The sequence below is a fragment of the Rhodococcus sp. no. 34 genome (assembly GCF_054589475.1).
On the sequence record NZ_BAAILK010000046.1, the window covers coordinates 287,159 to 289,399 of the forward strand.

Genomic DNA, 2,241 nt, shown 5'->3' on the forward strand with positions numbered 1-2,241 from the left:
AGATCGCGGTGGTGTTCAAACGTGCACCGCACCTACCGTTCGACAAGACGATGACCGAAGACCTCGGCCAGAACGCTCTGGTCATCCGCGTGCAGCCCGACGAGGGCGTCACCATGCGGTTCGGCTCGAAGGTTCCCGGATCGAGCATGGAAGTCCGTGACGTCAACATGGACTTCTCGTACGGCCAGGCTTTCACCGAGTCGTCACCGGAGGCGTACGAGCGACTCATTCTCGACGTGTTGCTCGGTGAGCCGTCCCTCTTCCCGGTCAACGCCGAAGTCGAATTGTCTTGGGAAATACTCGATCCCGTCCTCGAACACTGGGCAGCCGGCGGCAAGCCGGAACCCTACGAGGCCGGAACGTGGGGACCACCGTCTGCGGACGAAATGATGCAACGCACCGGACGCGAATGGAGGCGACCCTAGTGATTCTCGATTTGCCCTCCACCACCACGGTCCAGGTCAGCAAGAAACTGGTCGAGGTGCGTAAGACCGGCGGCGCTGTCACCTTGGGGCGAGTGCTGACGCTCGTCGTCTGCACCAGGGACACCGGGAATGCCGAGGAAGCCATCGAGGCCGCCAACGAAGCAAGCCGCGAGCACCCTTGCCGCGTCATCGTGCTTCTGCGTGGCGACGAGCAGAGTGAGCCCAGGCTCGATGCTCAGATCCGTGTCGGCGGGGACGCCGGCGCCTCGGAGGTTGTCGTGCTGCGTCTCTACGGTCCCCTGGCGGACCACGAGAGCAGCGTCGTCATCCCGTTCCTGCTCCCCGACACCCCGGTAGTCGCGTGGTGGCCCCTCGAGGCACCCGAGATTCCGGCCAAGGATCCCGTCGGGAAGCTCGCGATACGGCGCATCACCGATGCCACCGGCGCCCCCGATCCGACCGCCACCATCAAGGGGCGACTCGCGTCGTACACCGCCGGCGATACCGATCTCGCCTGGAGTCGCGTCACCTACTGGCGCGCGCTCCTCGCATCGGCTCTCGATCAGCCGCCGCACGAGAAGATCACCTCAGCGGTGGTCTCCGGTCTCAAAACCGAACCGGCACTGGATATTCTCGCCGGTTGGTTGGCGGCCAAGATCGACGGTCCGGTCATTCGGCGTACGGGTGAGCTGACGGTCGAGTTGAAGCTCGAGACCCGCAGTATCTCCATCAGTCGTCCGCAGGAGGGCACGACCGCTACGTTGATCCGCACCGGTCAGCCTGACGCGCTGGTTTCTCTGGGTCGTCGAGAGACACGCGATTGCCTCGCCGAGGAATTGCGTCGGCTCGATCCGGACGAGATCTACGAAGAAGCTCTGGCCGGATTGGAGAAGGTGACCTATGAGTGATGTTGTCGTGGAGAAGTTTTCCGACGCCGGCCAACTTGTCGACGCTGCCGCCGCACGCCTGGTCACGACCATCGTCGATGCCCAGAAGGCTCGCGGGTTCGCGTCCATCGTGCTGACCGGCGGTGGAACCGGCATCGCACTTCTCGAGAAGTTGCGTGAAGCTCCCGGCAACATCGACTGGTCGCAGATCGATCTGTACTGGGGCGACGAGCGGTTCCTGCCGTCCGGCGATCCCGAGCGGAACGAAGTGCAAGCACGTGAGGCGCTTCTCGATCATGTGCCGGTCGATCCCGACAGGGTACATGCGATGGCCGCATCCGACGGTATCTACGACGGTGATCCACACGGGGCGGCGACGGCGTACGAACAACTGCTGGGCGCTCAGGCACACGGGAATCAGGTTCCGACGTTCGACGTGCACCTGCTCGGTATGGGCGGCGAAGGACACGTCAACTCGTTGTTCCCGCACACCGACGCTGTTCGCGAAGAAGCGCGTTTCGTAGTCGCGGTGACGGACTCCCCCAAGCCGCCACCGGTGCGGATCACCCTCACGTTGCCTGCTGTTCGGCGAGCCAAAGAGGTCTGGCTGCTCGTCTCGGGTGCTGCAAAGGCCGAGGCCGTTGCCAAAGCCGTCGGAGGTGCTTCGGCCGACGACTGGCCGTCCGCCGGCGCCACCGGTTTGGTTGCGACACGTTGGTTCCTCGATACGGACGCTGCCTCGCAGCTTCCCTGATCTGATTTCACAGAACTGATTTCACAGATCTGATTTCACACCGGTCGGGAATCGTCTTCGGGCGATTCCCGACTTGGTGGTACGTCGACGACTTTCTCACCGTGGCGACTTTCGACTACCCGCCGAGTCCGGATCCGATGCGAATTTCCTTTTGACGGAATGGAACTCAATCCCG

At 63.3% G+C, this 2,241-nt stretch carries 2 protein-coding genes and 1 pseudogene; all 3 read left to right on the forward strand.

Going from position 1 to position 2,241, the window contains the following annotated elements; genetic code table 11:
• Positions 1-425 (forward strand): annotated as a pseudogene (locus ACYP01_RS22390) (glucose-6-phosphate dehydrogenase); the annotation flags it as partial.
• Positions 425-1,333 carry a glucose-6-phosphate dehydrogenase assembly protein OpcA gene (gene opcA, locus ACYP01_RS22395; RefSeq protein WP_003944921.1) on the forward strand — a complete coding sequence of 303 codons (909 nt, stop codon included), beginning with the start codon at positions 425-427 and terminating at the stop codon, positions 1,331-1,333. The pseudogene ACYP01_RS22390 and the gene opcA, both read left to right, overlap by 1 nt.
• Positions 1,326-2,066 (forward strand): 6-phosphogluconolactonase, encoded by a 741-nt coding sequence (gene pgl / locus ACYP01_RS22400; RefSeq protein WP_459682505.1) that lies wholly within the window; start codon positions 1,326-1,328, stop codon positions 2,064-2,066. Before opcA ends, pgl begins: the two co-directional genes overlap by 8 nt.
• The last annotated feature ends 175 nt before the right edge of the window (positions 2,067-2,241 follow it).

Excerpts from the sequence above, each read along its gene's own strand:
- pgl (WP_459682505.1), top strand. The coding sequence starts at position 1,326 with ATGAGTGATGTTGTCGTGGAGAAGTTTTCCGACGCCGGCCAACTTGTC.